Below are 16,621 nucleotides of genomic sequence, written 5' to 3' on the forward strand. Positions count from 1 at the left end.
TTAGTCAGTCTGGATTATAATTTTTCAATGGTTCAAAAGCTGTTAGTATTCAATGTTAAATCTTGTAATACGTATGGAATATCGTGTTTTTTGTTGTTTAAAGCTGTATGATGATACTGCTATTGATTCACAATTTTTTAAACAGTTAATCGTAATTATGTTATCTATAAACATTATCAATATTCTTATTTTAACAAAAAAATTATGGAACAGTTATCACAACAAGGGATCCAACAGAAGATAAATGCACTGTATAACCTCTCGGACACAGATCTGATGGAAGAAGCAAAAAAGATGTGTGCCGACTTTATGGCCTGGCTCAACGATAACTTTGAACTGACCCCAGAACAAGAGCTATATTTTGAGGGTGTACCAGAAACCTTGCTTTTTGGCTGGGGAGCGCAGTTCGCAGGGCTCATTATTACACGGGGAGCAATTAACCTTGATGTGAGCGATCCGCCTGAAACCAGGCGTACTAAGCAAATTCGGACTCAAACCACTATAGAATTTGACTTTGACCCCGATAACACCCTTGTTCTTAGTGGAAATGGTGCGTTGACCGCTGTATATAAGGATTAACTTTTTATATCCAGATTTTATCCTCAACCAATCCATTTTTAGCAGTTTGAACAAGTAGATTTCTCTTATAAGAAATATGTTTGTTTAAACTGCATTTAAACTTACCGAAATACTTCGGCCATTTCATAAGTGCTTTCAGCACCTTTCTTTGCTCTTTCGGCTGGTAACAGAAGTCCGGAATATTCAATTCCCATATTTGACTATATACCTTTGCTATACACAAAGGTGCTTATGCCCCTTTAAGAATAGCTGTGCACAGGTACGGCTTCAGGTTTAAAGCAATAGTCCTATGAAAGTATTCAGTAACAGGTTATACGAACAGATGAACAGTGCTTTGGGCACGATAAACATTGAGGCCGACAGCATGCTCAAACAAACCGAAAGCTCCTATAGAACCGTACAGGAAGCTATGCAGGAGTTAAAGGGGTTTATCATAGAGTATTCCTTTAAAGACCAACAAGAAGAAATCCACTTCTTTAAAAACATAAAACCTCGTTTTTTAAAAGAATTGATATTTTTCGAAGAACTTTATTATATCGAATCAGGCCGGCCTGTTGCATCAACAAAAGAAGTTCAGCGGTATTTGAATATCCATCTGGCGCACATTAACCGGTTTTTCAGGCGCAACCACAACCTGCACACCTATTACCTGATGGGAGAAGATCACAAAGACCATCAGTACTTTACACGCCAACCGCCCGGTTTGCGCCTGAAACCCGATAAGTACTATCTGGACATGGACATCCGTTTCTCAACGCTCCACAGCTTCAAGTTTGGGCGCATACAAGCCTATCAAAAGCTCAGTGAACATCTACAAAGGGCATTTGCCAATCTGAACCAAAAACTGCCAATCCCCGAAACGGCTTTAAAGCCCAAACTCAAATGGACTGCTCCCAAAGTCTCTTTGGTAGAACTGGTTTACGCGTTTAAGGCTGCAGGGGTGTTCAACAACGGTACGGCCAATATCAATGAGATAGCCGCTCTTTTGGAAGAAGTCTTTCAGCGGGACCTTTCCGATTTCTACCGCACCTTTCAGGAAATCCGCATCCGCAAAAAAAGCCGTACCGCTTTTATGGAACTTTTGCAGTCGCGCCTGTACCAGTGGATGGAGGATGCGGACCAAGCAGGCTAGCAGGCTTTTTTTGGTTTTGTGCTTTGGAGAAAATTTTCCCCCACTTGGGGTCATAGGGTGAACAACCCGTAGCAGAAGCCTTCACTTTTGCCTCTATCATGTTTCATCAAAAGACATCCCAAAATGCTTAAAGCCATACCCTGGACACAGCTGGCCATTGCTTTTACACTGCTTGCCGCTGCCTATTACCTATACATAGCTTGGAAGTACTACCCCAAGGAGATCAAGACATATCTAGGTATGGACACAATAAAAAGACTCCTTGGTATAAAGGGGCAGAAAGTCAAAACCACTTCGGTTATCCTTACCGAAGAGCAATTTGTAGAAGCCTACCGAAAGATAGAGCAACTCCTCTATGAGGTGAGACAAAAGCTATTGCCCAAGGCCGAAGGTTCCAAAAAAAAACTACTGCAGCTATTGGCCTTGCACCTTGGAAACTTTCAAGGGATGGTCGTCCCCGCTTTCAGGCTTACCATAAGCCGTGAGCTGATCAAAATTGCTTCTCAACGAAATATTGCGCTACAGGAAATTGAACTGGAGGAATTCTGGAAAAACCTGATTACCGCATACCAAGCTTCAAAAGATCCTTCAAAATGAGACCTATGAAAAACATCCCATTTACAATCGTCCGCTCTGTCGGCTTACTTCTACTTATAACCGTAATGATATGCCTTAGTTATGAAGCCTTTGCCCAAGATGGTACTGCGGGCATCAATGAGGCGACCAACAAAGTAAAGAGCTACTTCCAGGCCGGAGCCAATCTAATGTATGCCATTGGAGCTGTGGTCGGGCTGATCGGAGCGGTCAAAGTCTTTAACAAATGGAACTCCGGTGAACCCGACACGGGTAAAGTGGCCGCTGCATGGTTTGGCTCTTGTGTATTTCTGGTGGTCGTGGCCACGGTACTCAAAAGCTTCTTTGGCATCTAAAACCCCCATTCACCTAAACAGCTCAAAAACATGCAACAACGCTTAGTAAGCAAACTCCATAACCATCTACAGCAATTCTACCCCGAACTGCTGATCGGTCTGGAAGACCGAGGCGAAACAAATACCTACCTGAATCAAAAAACAAATAGAGTAGAATCCCTGATCCAACGACTCAAGGCTACTGGTACTCCTAACTATATCATTGAAGAAGAATGCCTGCACACTTTAACCGCAGACCTTGGCGTATCACGCTACAATTATCTGCAAGCACTTTTGGAACAAGAGTTTGAGACGGTTTACTACCGAATGTGGGGAACTGGGACGCTCCATTATGAACTGATCAACCTGATCAACTTCTGCGCCTCCATTTTTGAATCCTTTGACTTTTGTGAAGCCAACGAAGACGACCGGATGTTGCGCTACGCCATAATCGGCACCGTGCAGGAATATTTGGACACCTTAAACCAGCCGCATGGCCTATAACCCCCGTCAAAAGTTATCGGATAACATCCGGGCCATTGACGTGGCACTGCGCTTTAAAGAAGGTGCCAAGGTCAATGCCGATGACCTTGGCCTTTTGGAGCGCTACGCTGGCTTTGGAGGGCTAAAGGCTATTCTGTATCCCTATGGCCCTAAAGAAGAGTGGGAAAAACTCGGAGCCTCCAAAGCTGATATGGGGCTGCATGAAGATTTTCAGAAATTACATGAACTCCTTAAAACCCATCTGGATGAGCAAACCTACAACCAAGCAGTAGCCTCGCTTAAAAACAGTGTGCTGACTGCCTTTTATACCCCCGAAGTAGTTCCCCAAGCACTTTTTGACGTGCTGAAAAAACAAGGTATTCATCCTGAAAGCGTGTATGAACCTTCTGCCGGTGCCGGAGTGTTCGTAAAAGAAGCTACAAAAGCATTTCCCAAAATTCAGCACATAACTGCTGTAGAAAAAGACCTCGTAAGCGGCTATGTTTTACAAGCCAGAGCTTCACGCCTGAAGGTGGACAAAACCATCCATGTATCAGGGTTGGAACAGACCAGTGAAAACGAGTCAGGGCGCTTTGATCTTGTTACCAGCAACATTCCCTTTGGTAATTTTCAGGTACATGACCCGGCTTTCCCGTCTCAGATAAACGGTAAAATACACAATTACTTTTTCGCCAAGGGGCTGGAAAAACTTAAAAACGGAGGCCTCTTGGCCTACATTACCACGGATGCCTTTTTAAACAGCCCCTCCAACAAGGGCGCGCGGGAATATCTTTTTGGCCAAGCTGATTTTGTTTCCCTAACGGTGATGCCAGACTCTTTGATGTGGGACACCGGTGGAACACAAGCCCCCAGCCATTTACTTGTAGTACAAAAACAGGATATAAAAAATGAGCTATCCCCTGATGAGCAGCTCCTTCTAAGTACGGTAAAAAAGCAAAATGAATTTGGATCATTTTCTCTCAATAGCTACATTGAACATCATCCGGAAACCTTTTTGGGCAATAGCCTAGAAGCCGGAACAAACCAATACGGCCAGCCACACCAAAAGGTCACTTTTAAAGGTGACCTACAAGGCCTATACGTTCCATTGACCCTTCAATTAGAGCAAGACGTTAAAAACCATCTTGACCAGAAAGCTTTTTATGGAAAAGCTATAGTCGCCATACAGGATGAAAAGGCCAAAAAACTCACTTTCCTAGATCCGCCCGAAAGCCCTCAGCAAATCCCCGAAATGCAATTGGGTCTCTTTGACCTGCAACCTGAGCGCAATATCAACCGGGCAATGGCCTACCTGAGCGATGCGGACAAACGTATGGTGGAAGAGCGTTCCGTAAGACTGATAAGCAGCCTGCACCCAACAGAAAACCCCAAACATGAAAGTTTGGTACTGCTGATTGCCAAAGGAAAAAAAACCAACAACTACCTCTATCGGCTCTATTCCAACCTGAAAGAAATTTCCGGTACGCAGAATTGGATGAACAGTACTGTTCTGAGCCGCGAAATGCAGCGGGTATCAGATGCATTACAGCCCTATGCGCATGATTACATAATAGAAGGTGAAAAACATTTGCAACCGCTCTTAGCGGCCAATGACACCTACATCGCCCGTGACCTGCCCGTTCATTACAAAGAAGGTACGCTGATCTCATTTAAAGGAGCGTTGGGGATTCTGGGAAAAATAGACCCAAATCAGCATCAAGCACCTGTGTATTTGATAAAGTCCAAACCGGGTGATAGTAAATTCTTTGAGGATTATTTGAATTTAAGAGACATCTATTTTAAGCTGATGGAACAGGGCGATAACATGCCCGAGACGACCATGCTCCGTCAAATGCTTTCTGACCAATATGGGCACTTTGTGTCCAGCTATGGCCCCTTAAACCATAAACCCAACAAAGACCGGATTTTACAGGATGCCGCCTTTGGCTTTCAAATGTTAGCTTCCTTGGAACTGAGACAGGGGACAAGTTTTGTCCCTTCTGATCTTTTAAGGGAAGACCTGAGTGTCAAGGCCGAACCCCTGAGTACCGATGATCCGCTGGAAGGTTTGGCCATGAGTCTGAATGAAAAAGGTAAAGTCGACCTTGATTTCATAGCGGCCACCACGGCTATGGATTCCAAGGAAGTGGTAGAGGCGCTGGGCGATCATATCTACCTTAACCCTGCTAACGGAAACTGGGAACCCAAAGACCTGTTTTTAAGCGACCACGTGCGCGAAAAATTAGTAGCTGTTAAAAAGAAGGCCAACCAAGAACCAGCTAACCCAGAGTTTCAGCGTAGCCTGAAAGCACTGGAAAACGTGCAGCCCACTGCAATCCCCTATAAACTATTGGATTTTAACCTTGGAGAGCGTTGGATTCCACTGGAATATTACAACCGCTTTGCCCGAGAGTTATTTGATCTGGATGTTAACGTGCATTACCTATCCTCACTGGATAGTTTTAAGGTTACCGTAAGGGGAAGCAATGCCAAGGTCAATCAGGAGTTTGCTGTAACACCCAAGAGCGGGCGCACTACTTACGGCTATACACTTTTGGAACATGCACTGGAAAACACGACCCCATTTTACACCTATACCATCGAAGATACCTTCGGGCGGGAGATGCGCAAGCCCGATAATGAAGCCACCCAACTGGCGCACCAGAAAATCGAGGACATCAGGGAACGCTTTGTAGAGTGGATGGCCGAGCAACCTGCGCAAGAGCAAACGACTATTGAGCTGCTCTACAACAAAATCTATAATGGCTATGCCCCGAGGGAGTATGATGGAAGCCACCTGACCTTTCCCGGCTTGGACAAGGCCGCTCTGGGAATCGAAGACCTGTACTCTTCCCAAAAGAATGCCGCTTGGCGCATCATACAGAACAGGGGCGCCTTAATTGACCATGAGGTGGGCTTAGGTAAAACCCTGACCATGGTGGTAGCTGCCCACGAATTAAAAAGGCTTGGAATCGTTGAAAAACCTACGATTCTGGCTTTAAAGGCCAATGTAGGACAGGTTACAGAAACCTTTAAAAAGGCCTATCCCAAAGCGAAAGTACTAGCTCCCAGTGGAGTGGACTTCACTCCGCAGAACAGGCAAAGGCTCTTCCATGAGATTAAAAACAACCGTTGGGACTGCATCATCATGACCCACGACCAGTTTGGGAAAATCCCACAGGCACCTGAAATACAACAGCAGGTTTTACTATCAGAACTGGGCAATCTGGAAAAGGATTTAGAGGCCATCAAAAATTCGGGCGGGGATATTTCCAGAAGAATGCTCAAAGGACTGGAAATCCGCAAAGTCAATCTACTTGGTAAGCTTAAAAAACTGACGGGAAAGATCGAAAGCAAAAAGGATGATCAGGTTCATTTTATGGATACGGGCATAGATCACTTGTTCATCGATGAATCCCACAAATTCAAGAACCTCACTTTTACCACCCGACACAGCCGTGTAGCGGGACTGGGCAATCCGCAAGGTAGCCAAAAAGCCCTCAACATGCTTTTTGCGATCAGAACCTTGCAGGAGAAATTTGACCAAGACCTTTGTGTGACTTTTTGTTCAGGTACGCCTATCTCCAATAGCCTTACCGAAATGTACCTGTTGTTTAAATACCTGCGCCCGCGTGAACTGGTACGTCAACGCATTGATAATTTTGATGCTTGGGCGGCTGTGTTTGCAAAAAAAACGGTGGATTTTGAGTTCTCCGTTACTAACGAAATACGTGCTAAGGAACGCTTTCGTCATTTTATCAAAGTGCCCGAACTGGCCTTGCTCTATAACGCCATTACCGATTATAAAACCGCCAAACACATAGGGCTGGATAAACCCGAGTTGGAAGAAAAGCTGGTGCCGATTGCTCCCGATGCTATGCAAGAGGATTTCATACAACGGCTGATGGCCTTTGCCCGCAATGGGGACGCCAAACTGATTGGAAGACCACCCTTAAGCGCAACAGAAGATAAAGCCCGTATGCTGATTGCCACCAACTATGGCAAAATGATGGCGACCGATATGCGCCTGATCGACCCTGAAAAATACAAGGATAACCCGGGTGGAAAACTTATGGAAGCTGCCCAGAACATCGAAGCATGGTATACCAAGAGTGCTGCGCAAAAGGGAACACAAATTATTTTTAGTGACATCGGTACACCCAAGGAGGGGTTTAATGTTTACGATGCGCTAAAACAATTATTGGTAGAGACCTATCAGATTCCTGCCCACCAGATCAGCTTCATTCACGATTGGGCAGATCATAAAAAGCCCCAGTTGTATAAGAAAATGAACAGCGGAGAAATCCGCGTACTGCTCGGCAGTACTGAAAAAGCAGGTACTGGACTCAACGTACAGGCCAGAGTAGTGGCGATACATAATTTAGATATACCCTGGAAGCCTTCTGAATTGGATCAGCGCCATGGAAGGGGTGCCCGTCAGGGCAATTTTGTTGCCAAAGAACACTTCGGTAACAAAGTGGTCAGCTATATCTATGCCACCGAAAGGTCGCTTGACAACTACAAGTTCAACCTGCTTAAAAACAAACAAACCTTTATCAGCCAGATGAAGGAATCTTCCCTGAGCGTACGCACCATTGACGAGGGTGCCATTGATGCGCAGAGCGGCATGAATTTCTCGGAGTACATCGCCATTCTTTCAGGAGATAACACGCTTTTGGAAAAGTCCAAGGTGGACAAGAAACTGGCGGTTTTGGAAAGTCTCAAAAAAATCCACTACAAAGAATCCGCCAGAGCTGAGGCAAGCCTCAAACAACTTGGTCTTGATAAGCAGAAAACCACAGAAATCCTTAAAAATTTAAAGCAGGACGAAGCCCATTATACCGCAAAGCGCACCTTCACTAAAGACGGGACTAAAAACAACCCCGTCCACTTAAAAGATCTGAACAAAGCCAACGCAACTTCCATAGGGCAGTTCCTGAACGAGCTTCACAAGCACTGGAAACCCAAAGGACAACAGAGTGAAGAAAAGATAGGAAGCCTATACGGATTTGACCTTTACATCCGTCAGGAAAAAACCGCTTGGCTGGAAAAACACGGTATTGATTACCACACTTCAAATGGCTTCTACGCAATCCACCCCAAGGGCAGTATCAAGTACACCTACAACAGTGGGCAACCCGACAGCGAGAACCCAAAACGGGCTGCCCGACATTTTCTAAATGCCATTGACAGGGTAAAGCTCTTAAGGGAAAAAAGCGAGCAAAAACTAAAGGACATCGGCCAAGAAATCTTACAGACCAAAGCACTGATCGGGAAGCCTTTTAAGCGAGAAGAAGAACTACTGGCTTTAAAAAAGGAAAGTACCCGCTTGGAGCATAAAATTACCACGAACATAAAAGCCGCTGAATTAAACCCTGAATCAACCGAATTGAAGGCTCCAGATAATCTTCCCGCCCTTAATGGGCACACCCAAACCAAAAAAATGAACGGCCATTCCAAGACCGTGCATAGAACTAAAAAGAAAACTACTTCAACCCTGCGCAGATGAACGAGCTACCCATTAACAAAGGCATTAACAAACCCATAGAATTTAAGGGACTGAAAGCCCAGTATATCGGCTATCTGGCTGTGGGGCTGATCGTGCTGCTTATCCTCTTTGCCATTCTCTATGTACTGGGTGTGCAGGTGCTTGTCTGTGTGGGCATCGCCTTTGGACTGGGTACGGCACTCTTTGTTCAGGTATTCCGCCTTAGCCACCGCTACGGGGAACATGGGCTTATGAAAGCAACAGCCCACAGACAAGTGCCCGAAACCTTGGTGTTCAGAAGTCGCCAAGTATTTCTCAACCTAAAGTCCAATAACACATGATCAACACAAGAAAAACCCGATCCATCGAAAAACTGATGCCCTTGTACAAGGTTGAAAATGATTGTATACTCTCCCGTCAGGGAGATGTGACCTTGGGCTTTAAAGTGGAGCTCCCAGAGATTTTCACCCTCAGCCCTGAAGAATACAAAAGCCTGCACCATAGCTGGGTGAAAGCTATACGTGGCTTGCCTGTCAATACCATGCTGCATAAGCAGGATTGGTTTACAGAAAAAAAATGTCAGGCAGATTTTGAGCAAGCGGATCAATCGTTTCTCTCCCGTGCAAGCGAACGCTTTTTTAATGAAAGACCATTTCTTGATCACCACTGTTATCTGTTTATCACCCAACGTACCACGCGTTTTAAGCTGTCCAAATCCTCGCTTTCCAATCTTTTGCGCAGTTCACTTGCTCCAAAAGAAGCCATAGATTCCAAAAAAGTGGATGCGTTTTATGACACTATTGGGCAATTCATCCAAATCCTGCTCGATGGAAGGGTTGAACTCACCAGGCTTACAGCCGACCAATTGGTCGGAACACCTTCTACCACGGGCATACTGGAGCGCTACCTCTTTTTACAGGATGAACAAACGCCTCCTTCACTTTGTGACATTAGTTTTAAGCCTGAGTGGAAGATCGGGGAAAAATATTGCCAGCTCTACAGTTTGGCGGATGTAGAAGATCTGCCCGGCAAGTGCAGCCCCTACATACATTATGAAAAATATTCTACCGATAGAACCAACTACACCGTAGGATTTGCTTCGCCCTTAGGTCAGCTTTTGCCCTGTAACCACATCTACAATCAGTACATTTTCAGGGAAGACGTGGCCAAGACCATGAAACGTCTGGAGGCCAAACGGCTGCGTTTGCAATCGCTTTCAGCCTATTCACGCGAAAATGCCATTGCGCGGGATGCCACGGCCAGCTTTCTAAACGGAGCCATCAGTAAAGGCCGTCAGCCTGTAAAGGCACATTTCAATGTGCTGGTTTGGACAGAAGATGCTGCCAAACGAAAAGAACTGCGCAATCTGGCTTCTTCATCACTGGCCAAAATGGATGCCCACCCCAAACAGGAAACCAAGGGAGCACCGCAAATCTATTGGGCAGGTTTGCCTGGTAACGCAGGGGCTTTTCCTGGCAATGATACCTTCGATACTTTTGTTGAGCAGGCCACCTGTTTTTTCAATATGGAAACCCATTACCGCTCTTCGGTAAGTCCGGTGGGTATCCGTTTGGGTGACCGCTCCACGGGCAGGCCCCTGAACGTGGATATTTCAGATGAGCCTATGAAAAAAGGGCTAATCACCAACCGCAATAAATTCATCTTAGGGCCTTCGGGCAGTGGTAAAAGTTTTTTCACCAACCATATGGTACGTGCTTATTATGAACAGGGCACCCACGTAGTACTGGTAGATGTTGGCCATAGCTATAAAGGATTGTGCGAACTGGTAGGCGGCTATTACTTCACCTACGAAGAAAAGAATCCCATCTGTTTCAATCCCTTCTATATCTCAGGTATACTGGACACCGAAAAGAAGGAAAGCATCAAAACCCTGCTTTTGGCACTTTGGAAAAAAGACGATGAAGTATTTACTCGCAGTGAATATGTCGCCCTCTCCAATGCCCTGACCCAATACTACCAGTACTTGGGTAAAAACACCGATACATTCCCGGGCTTTAATAGCTTTTATGAATTCTTGAAGGGTGAGTTTGTAAATGCTTTAAAACGGGATGGAGTTAAGGAAAAAGACTTTGATGTAGAGAATTTTCTTTACGTGCTAAAGCCTTACTATCAGGGTGGGGAGTTTGACTACTTGCTCAACGCCACAGAAAACCTCGACTTGCTAGAGCAGCGCTTTATTGTTTTTGAACTGGACAACATCAAAGACCACCCGATCCTGTTCCCCGTGGTCACCATCATCATCATGGAGATTTTTATTTCCAAAATGCGCACCCTCAAGGGCATCCGTAAAATGATCCTGATCGAAGAGGCTTGGAAAGCCATCGCCAAAGAAGGCATGGCGGAATACATCAAATACCTCTTTAAAACAGTGCGTAAGTTTTACGGAGAAGCGATAGTAGTGACCCAAGAAGTGGAGGATATTATCAGCAGCCCCGTGGTCAAACAGGCCATTATCAACAACAGCGATTGTAAAATCCTCCTGGACCAGAGCAAATACCAGAATAAGTTCGATCAGATACAGGAACTATTGGGATTGACCCAGAACGAGAAAACCTTGATCCTCTCTATCAATAAGGCCAACGACCTGACCAAAAAATACAAGGAAGTCTTTATCGGGCTGGGCGGACAGGCCAGTAAGGTATACCGCACGGAAGTTTCTTTGGAAGAATACCTGGCCTATACCACCGAAGAAAGTGAAAAAATCAAAGTCCACCGCTATGCCGAGAAGTATGGCGGAGACATAAAAAAAGGCATTGCCGCATTGGCCGCAGAAATGCGTGAAACCCTTTAACCCACATCCATTATGAAACGAATATTCAGACCCCTGACCCTGTTTTTGATTTTTACCCTGTCCACCGTTACGGTGCAACCCGCTAAAGCCGTTCCTGCGGTGATCATTGAGATCATCCGTCAGGGGGTAAAAAAGGTAATCAAAGCCATAGACCTTAAAATACAGCGCAACCAGAATAAGATCATCTGGCTACAGAATGCCCAAAAGACGTTGGAGAATGCCCTGTCCAAACTCAAACTGGAAGAAATAGGCGAGTGGACAGAGAAACAGCGGGAGCTTTATGACCAATACTTCCAAGAGCTTTGGAAGGTCAAGAGCTACATCGCCCAATACCAGAGGGTAAAAGACATTGCCAAAAAACAAGGTCAGCTAATGGCAGAGTATCAACGGGCGTGGCGACTGATACAAGCAGACCCGCATTTTACAGCCGTGGAGCTTCGCTACATGGAAGATGTGTATGAGGGTATCCTGCTTTCCAGTGTTCAAAATTTAGAGCATGTACTGTCCGTAGTGGATGCCTTCACCACTCAAATGAGCGATGGACAGCGCTTGGAAATTATCCATAAGACGGAGAAAAATGTGGAGAAAAATCTGTCCGATCTAAGAGGGTTCAACCAGCGCAACATGCAGTTGAGCCTGAACCGAACAAGCTCACAAAAGAACCTTGAACTTTTAAAACAATACTATGGCATCCAGTAAACATTCTTCAAAACTTCTGGTGCTTTTGATGCTGATGGTCTTTGCAGCACCTGTATTCGCCCAAAACACAAACGAATGGATCAGGCAAAAAAAGACCCAGAAACGCTACTTGATCGAACAGATCATAGGACTGTATATTCAGGCAAGCCGTGTCAAAAAGGGCTACGACATCATGCGTAAAGGCTGGAATACGGTAGAGCAGATCACCGATGAAGATTATGGTCAGCACAGCGATTTTTTTGCTGCCCTGAACACGGTGAGTCCTGCGATCAAAAAGGACTATAGGGTGCTGAAAACTATACAGCTGCAAAGCTGGATACTCAAAAACTCTGGGAAGGTGTACCGGCAATTGCAAGATCAAGGCCAGTTGCAAGCCTCCACTTTACTCTATACCGACAAACTGCTCAGGGGAATCTTGAGCCAATCAAATGGTCTGATAGATGAGTTGCTCCAGGTTTTGTCCAACGACCGCCTCGAACTGGACGATGCTGAGCGGATGGAACGTTTGGAAAACATCTATCAATCCACTATGCGCCTCTTTGTACTGCAAAACGACTTTACCCGGCAGGTACTCGGCTACAGCCAAAGCCTCATTAAAACCAAAGAAAACCTCCAACGCCTTAAATATCTAAACGATGACAACTAAAACCCTCCAACAAAAAAGTAGAGGATTTGCCCTTTGCCTTTTATTGCTACTGGCCACTCAACCGATGGCAAACGCTCAAAGCCATGAAGCTGCCCAATTGCTTTTGAACTATGAGAAACTCGTCCAGTTCAAAAAAATCCTTCAGAATATGTACCAAGGCTACAAAATTCTGGACAAAGGCTACAACACCGTAAAGGACATTGCAGCGGGTGAGTTTTCCCTACACGAAGCCTTTCTGGACGAGCTTTTAAAGGTCAACCCACAGGTGCGCAATTATTACCGGGTTGCGGAAATCATCCGCTATCAGCAATACATCACGCGTGAATATAAAAACGCCCTGCAAAGTGCCCGCCAAAACGGTGGGTTCAGCCCACAAGAAGTGCTCTATCTGGGTGAAGTCTACCACAGCCTCTCCACTCAATCCCTGCGGAATTTAGATGAGCTGCTTCTTGTGATATCCGCTGGAAAATTGCGCATGAGCGATCACGAACGCATACAGGCCATCGACCGCATTTTCAGCGACATGGAAGGTATGCTCGTTTTCTTGCGCCAGTTCAACACTGAGGTGTCCATTCTTCAGCAGCACCGCTTGGCACAACAGCAACAACTCAACCGCCAAAAAGAACTCTACGGAATCCAATAAAAAAATGATTATGAAAACAAAACACTTCCTTATCCCATTGATTTTTCTGACTCTCCTTGTCTGCCCCAACATGCTTCAGGCACAAAGCGATATGCAAGCCCTAAACAGTTTGCACGGCATCCTTGACCGTCTTTATGATGAAATGATTCCCTTGAGCAGCCGCCTTATCAACGTTGCCCGTGCGTTGGCTGGCTTTGCTGCCCTTTGGTACATCGCATACCGCGTTTGGGGACACATTGCCCGTGCCGAGCCGATTGACATGTACCCTTTGCTTAGACCGTTTGCCCTGGGGCTGTCCATCCTGCTTTTCCCAACTTTATTGGCGCTCCTCAACGGGGTAATGCAACCCATTGTAAATGCTACGGCCAACATGGTGGAGGGTTCTAACCAGGCCATTGCCCGTCATTTTGATGAACAGTTCAAGGCACTATATGAAGGTTCTGGATCGGCAAGCCCGGGTAACAATGAAGATTGGCAGGTGTATGCCCAACAGGAAGATAACAACTCGATGGTCGGAAAATTTTTCTCTTGGTGGATTATGGACCAGATAAATACGGTGGTCAGCGCAATACTGCAACTGCTCTATGCTGCGGCAACCTTGTGTATCAATACCATACGCACCTTTAACCTTATTGTATTGGCCATATTGGGGCCTCTGGTGCTTGGTATTTCCATTTTTGACGGCTTCCAGCATACCCTGACTGCTTGGTTTTCCCGCTATATAAATGTATCGCTCTGGTTGCCGGTAGCCAATATTTTCGGGGCTATTCTGGCCAAAATACAGGCCAATATGATGATCGGTGATCAAAATATCCTTTCGGGAACCGCCTACATCGTCTTTATGATCATTGCCATAGTAGGCTATTTCACCGTGCCCAGCGTGGCCAATTACATCATCCAGCCAGGAGGTCGCGATAACCTTTTAAACAAGACCAATAATTTGGTACAGACTACCGCGAAGGCGGCAGCAACGGCCATTATTTAAAACCCTTTTTCCAATACAACTATGTTTAAACAACTTCTCAATATTGATACTGCCTTTAAGCACCTGCGCCTTTTCACCTTGGTGGTTGTACTGGCGGCAGCCCTTATAAGTTGCTTTTCTATTTATAAGAGCTTTCAAATGGTGCACCGTATGCAAGAACGCATCTACATACTGGCAAGCGGAAAAGCATTGGAAGCATTTTCTGCTGAACGAAAGGACAACATCCCGGTGGAGGCCAGAGATCATATAAAGATGTTTCATCACTATTTTATGACCTTGAGCCCCGATGAGGAGCTGATCAAAACAAGGGTAACCAAAGCCCTTTATCTGGCCGATGGATCGGCCAAAAATGCTTACGACAACTTGCGGGAAAGCGGGTATTACACCCGTCTGGTTTCAGGGAACATGAGCCAGGAAATTCTGATGGACAGCATCCACATTCAGACCGATAACTACCCCTTTTACTTCCGCTACTACGGCAGTCAGAAAATTGTGCGCTCCACAAGTATCGTCACTCGCAGGCTGGTCACCCAAGGGTATCTGCGCGAGGTAATGCGCTCGGACAACAACCCGCACGGCTTCTTGATCGAGAAGTGGAAGACCTTGGAAAACGAAGACATAACGGTAAAAATAAGATGACCATGAAAAAAATGGTAAGCCACTGGAATGACAAGGCCGCAGCCCTTCTGGCAGGACGCATCCTTAGCTGGCAACGAAAACTGGCAAACGTGCTTCAGGGCTGGGAAAAAAGGCTCAGCATCAAACAGAAAAAGCGAGGGCTGTTCCTGTTTTGCCTTTTAGGTGCCAGTGCCTGTTTTATTCCCCTTTACAATGGACTCTATAATACCCCTGCAAAGGCTTTGGATAGAGACCCTCAAATCATAACCAGTCCACCTATACTCCCCGATATAGATGGGCTGCAACCCGACACCCTTTCACTTAAAAAAACAAATGAAAAACCCCAAAACAAGCAATATGATGAAGACACAAAAAAATGACAAAAAACGAAGATTGCGCAGGTTGCTAATAGCCCTGCCTTTCCTGACCCTGCCCTTTATTTTACTGATATACTGGGCACTGAGCGGAGGCATTGCGGACAGCAATGCCCTGAAATTACAGGATGGCCTGAACACCAATTTACCTGAACCTGCTTTGGAGGAAGAAGCCTTGGATAAAATGGACCTGTATAAAAAAGCCGATAGGGACTCCATCAGCAAACAAGAAGCCCTGCGCAGTGATCCCTATGTGGATATGGATGAAATTTTTGACAAGAGTAATGCCAACACCTTACTTACAAAACCTACAGGCCTGCAAGAGTCAGATGAAAAAACATCCGTAGAAGTTGAAAAAGAGGTAGAGGAGAAGCTTTCCAAACTTAACGCCATCATTGGCCGCCCGGACAGCATACAAACACCTTCTAAATCAGAGCCGTCCAGCCAAGCCCAAATTACGGATACGGAGCTTGGTCAAGACATCAAGCAACTGGAAGCCATGATGCAGCAAATGAACGAGCCCATGGCAGAAGATCCGGAGATGCAGCAGATTGAAGCTATGCTGGAAAAATTACTGGACGTACAACACCCGGGAAGGGTGCGTCAGCGGCTTGCCGAACAATACGAAAAACAGCGGGGAACGATATTTTCAGTCGAACCTTACCCAACTGACGATATGCCCATTGTAGAGGGATACTTGCCAACAGAAACCAATGGTTTTTACACACTGGAAGATGGCGCCAATACTACCTACGGCATAGGGGTAAAAACTAAGCCCGCGATCAAAGCCGTAGTGCATGAAACCCAGACGCTGGTATCGGGAGCAACCATAAAAATGAGGCTCCAGCAAGAAGTCTTTATCAACGGTAGCCTAATACCCGAAGGTAGTCTGGTTTTTGGACAGTGCATTGTAGAGGGGGAACGCCTTCGGGTTACAATAGAAAGCATACGGCATGAAGACCGCATCCTCCCTGTAAGATTGGAAGTCCATAGTCTGGATGCTCTGCCAGGCATCCGCATCCCAGGAGCAATCGCACGCAAAGTTGCCAAAGATGGGACAGGCGCAGCGGTGCAGGGCATGCAAATGATGTCCCTTGATCCTTCTCTTGAAATGCAGGCCGCTTCTGCGGGTATAGAAACCGCTAAAAGCTTTTTCAATAAAAAAGTCAAACTCATCCGCGTCACCGTAAAGGCCGGACACCCAGTCCTGTTGGTGGACAAAAACAATTAAAATCAATAATCATATAAACCTTT

15 protein-coding genes are annotated in these 16,621 nt (G+C 45.7%); all 15 read left to right on the plus strand.

The features are described 5' to 3' along the window. Positions 1-204 precede the first annotated feature (204 nt). Positions 205-579, plus strand: coding sequence for a hypothetical protein (locus AWW67_RS17700; RefSeq protein WP_062303439.1), 375 nt, complete (start codon positions 205-207; stop codon positions 577-579). Positions 580-868: 289 nt separating this feature from the next. Beyond that, entirely contained in the window at positions 869-1,711 is an 843-nt protein-coding gene (locus AWW67_RS17705; protein WP_062303440.1) for an RteC domain-containing protein, read from the plus strand. Positions 1,712-1,834: 123 nt separating this feature from the next. Beyond that, entirely contained in the window at positions 1,835-2,308 is a 474-nt protein-coding gene (locus tag AWW67_RS17710; protein ID WP_062303442.1) for a hypothetical protein, read from the plus strand. Between the two features lie 65 nt (positions 2,309-2,373). Then, the gene (locus tag AWW67_RS17715) at positions 2,374-2,640 is read left to right on the plus strand and encodes a DUF4134 domain-containing protein (RefSeq protein ID WP_221405282.1); all 267 of its coding nucleotides are present in this window, start codon (positions 2,374-2,376) and stop codon (positions 2,638-2,640) included. A gap of 30 nt (positions 2,641-2,670) precedes the next feature. Then, the gene (locus tag AWW67_RS17720) at positions 2,671-3,123 is read left to right on the plus strand and encodes a DUF1896 family protein (protein WP_062303443.1); all 453 of its coding nucleotides are present in this window, start codon (positions 2,671-2,673) and stop codon (positions 3,121-3,123) included. Continuing rightward, positions 3,113-8,611, plus strand: coding sequence for a helicase-like domain-containing protein (locus AWW67_RS17725; RefSeq protein WP_071387175.1), 5,499 nt, complete (start codon positions 3,113-3,115; stop codon positions 8,609-8,611). Before AWW67_RS17720 ends, AWW67_RS17725 begins: the two co-directional genes overlap by 11 nt. Then, positions 8,608-8,931 (plus strand): DUF4133 domain-containing protein, encoded by a 324-nt coding sequence (locus AWW67_RS17730; RefSeq protein WP_062303445.1) that lies wholly within the window; start codon positions 8,608-8,610, stop codon positions 8,929-8,931. Before AWW67_RS17725 ends, AWW67_RS17730 begins: the two co-directional genes overlap by 4 nt. Next, positions 8,928-11,402, plus strand: a complete 2,475-nt coding sequence (locus AWW67_RS17735) for a TraG family conjugative transposon ATPase (protein WP_062303447.1) — start codon at positions 8,928-8,930, stop codon at positions 11,400-11,402. The genes AWW67_RS17730 and AWW67_RS17735 overlap by 4 nt, the downstream gene beginning before the upstream one ends. 12 nt (positions 11,403-11,414) lie before the next feature. Further along, positions 11,415-12,101, plus strand: coding sequence for a hypothetical protein (locus AWW67_RS17740; protein ID WP_062303448.1), 687 nt, complete (start codon positions 11,415-11,417; stop codon positions 12,099-12,101). Then, entirely contained in the window at positions 12,088-12,747 is a 660-nt protein-coding gene (locus tag AWW67_RS17745; RefSeq protein ID WP_062303450.1) for a hypothetical protein, read from the plus strand. Before AWW67_RS17740 ends, AWW67_RS17745 begins: the two co-directional genes overlap by 14 nt. Beyond that, positions 12,737-13,390: a hypothetical protein gene (locus AWW67_RS17750; protein ID WP_062303451.1), complete on the plus strand. Its 654-nt coding sequence runs from the start codon at positions 12,737-12,739 to the stop codon at positions 13,388-13,390. Before AWW67_RS17745 ends, AWW67_RS17750 begins: the two co-directional genes overlap by 11 nt. Positions 13,391-13,400: 10 nt before the next feature. Further along, complete coding sequence (gene traJ / locus AWW67_RS17755; protein WP_082794105.1) at positions 13,401-14,375, plus strand: conjugative transposon protein TraJ; 975 nt, start codon at positions 13,401-13,403, stop codon at positions 14,373-14,375. A gap of 21 nt (positions 14,376-14,396) precedes the next feature. Then, positions 14,397-15,014, plus strand: coding sequence for a conjugative transposon protein TraK (gene traK / locus AWW67_RS17760; protein WP_062303455.1), 618 nt, complete (start codon positions 14,397-14,399; stop codon positions 15,012-15,014). Between the two features lie 2 nt (positions 15,015-15,016). Then, complete coding sequence (locus tag AWW67_RS17765; protein WP_141655499.1) at positions 15,017-15,373, plus strand: hypothetical protein; 357 nt, start codon at positions 15,017-15,019, stop codon at positions 15,371-15,373. After that, entirely contained in the window at positions 15,327-16,598 is a 1,272-nt protein-coding gene (gene traM / locus AWW67_RS17770; RefSeq protein WP_176700076.1) for a conjugative transposon protein TraM, read from the plus strand. The genes AWW67_RS17765 and traM overlap by 47 nt, the downstream gene beginning before the upstream one ends. Positions 16,599-16,621 lie beyond the last annotated feature (23 nt).

The organism is Roseivirga seohaensis (assembly GCF_001592945.1).
GTDB classification, from domain to species: Bacteria; Bacteroidota; Bacteroidia; order Cytophagales; family Cyclobacteriaceae; genus Roseivirga; species Roseivirga seohaensis.

Excerpts from the sequence above, each read along its gene's own strand:
- AWW67_RS17735 (WP_062303447.1), top strand. The coding sequence starts at position 8,928 with ATGATCAACACAAGAAAAACCCGATCCATCGAAAAACTGATGCCCTTG.
- AWW67_RS17745 (WP_062303450.1), top strand. The coding sequence starts at position 12,088 with ATGGCATCCAGTAAACATTCTTCAAAACTTCTGGTGCTTTTGATGCTG.
- AWW67_RS17705 (WP_062303440.1), top strand. The coding sequence starts at position 869 with ATGAAAGTATTCAGTAACAGGTTATACGAACAGATGAACAGTGCTTTG.
- AWW67_RS17750 (WP_062303451.1), top strand. The coding sequence starts at position 12,737 with ATGACAACTAAAACCCTCCAACAAAAAAGTAGAGGATTTGCCCTTTGC.
- AWW67_RS17765 (WP_141655499.1), top strand. The coding sequence starts at position 15,017 with ATGAAAAAAATGGTAAGCCACTGGAATGACAAGGCCGCAGCCCTTCTG.
- AWW67_RS17725 (WP_071387175.1), top strand. The coding sequence starts at position 3,113 with ATGGCCTATAACCCCCGTCAAAAGTTATCGGATAACATCCGGGCCATT.
- traM (WP_176700076.1), top strand. The coding sequence starts at position 15,327 with ATGAAAAACCCCAAAACAAGCAATATGATGAAGACACAAAAAAATGAC.
- AWW67_RS17740 (WP_062303448.1), top strand. The coding sequence starts at position 11,415 with ATGAAACGAATATTCAGACCCCTGACCCTGTTTTTGATTTTTACCCTG.
- AWW67_RS17730 (WP_062303445.1), top strand. The coding sequence starts at position 8,608 with ATGAACGAGCTACCCATTAACAAAGGCATTAACAAACCCATAGAATTT.
- AWW67_RS17720 (WP_062303443.1), top strand. The coding sequence starts at position 2,671 with ATGCAACAACGCTTAGTAAGCAAACTCCATAACCATCTACAGCAATTC.
- AWW67_RS17710 (WP_062303442.1), top strand. The coding sequence starts at position 1,835 with ATGCTTAAAGCCATACCCTGGACACAGCTGGCCATTGCTTTTACACTG.
- AWW67_RS17715 (WP_221405282.1), top strand. The coding sequence starts at position 2,374 with ATGATATGCCTTAGTTATGAAGCCTTTGCCCAAGATGGTACTGCGGGC.
- AWW67_RS17700 (WP_062303439.1), top strand. The coding sequence starts at position 205 with ATGGAACAGTTATCACAACAAGGGATCCAACAGAAGATAAATGCACTG.
- traK (WP_062303455.1), top strand. The coding sequence starts at position 14,397 with ATGTTTAAACAACTTCTCAATATTGATACTGCCTTTAAGCACCTGCGC.
- traJ (WP_082794105.1), top strand. The coding sequence starts at position 13,401 with ATGAAAACAAAACACTTCCTTATCCCATTGATTTTTCTGACTCTCCTT.